The sequence below is a fragment of the Moraxella sp. 179-F 1C4 NHS genome, from assembly GCF_045370505.1.
Classification (GTDB): Bacteria; Pseudomonadota; Gammaproteobacteria; order Pseudomonadales; family Moraxellaceae; genus Faucicola; species Faucicola tetraodonis.
This window is the reverse complement of the sequence record NZ_JBIQEC010000089.1, coordinates 1-502: the sequence shown is the minus strand read 5'-3', so window position 1 is coordinate 502 and position 502 is coordinate 1. Positions and strand designations below refer to the sequence as shown.

General features: G+C 64.7%; 1 protein-coding gene. It reads left to right on the top strand.

Annotated features, from left to right (window positions below):
• Positions 1-133 precede the first annotated feature (133 nt).
• On the top strand, positions 134-502 hold a 369-nt coding region (locus ACH0AB_RS11985; protein WP_406878290.1), incomplete at its 3' end, for a hypothetical protein.

The window sequence follows — 502 nt, the reverse complement described above, 5'->3', positions numbered from 1 at the left end:
CTGCTACGTCGGCAGTCCACACTGATGCCCGTGCAGCCGGGCACTCCCCGGCCAGCCGGACATCACACCGAAGACGCGGGGGACGCCCCCACCGAGATCGCAGACCTACTGCGAGACATGGAGGAGACCAGCCGTGCATGACACGCCCACGAGCAACATCGCGGACGTCCGCATCCTCCTCTACGGCGACGTCAATCTCAATGTCATGGACGGGTCGGCGATCTGGTTACCGTCCCTCGCTGAGACCCTGTCCCTGACAGGCGCCCAAGTGCATGTGCAGCTCAAGGCCGTCGAGACCCGGGATCTCTTGAGCGGCCCCCTCCGCCGTCTGTCTGGCGTCACCGTCCACGACGCGCCGGTGGCTGAGGCAGAGGATGCCATGGAGAGAGGACAGGCGGCGGAAGCCTTGGAGGCGCTGGACGCGGCGTTGGACTTCGATGTTTTGCTTGTCCGTGGTAGTGAAATGTGCCTCGAAATCGTTGAGCGCGGCACCTTCGAAGGC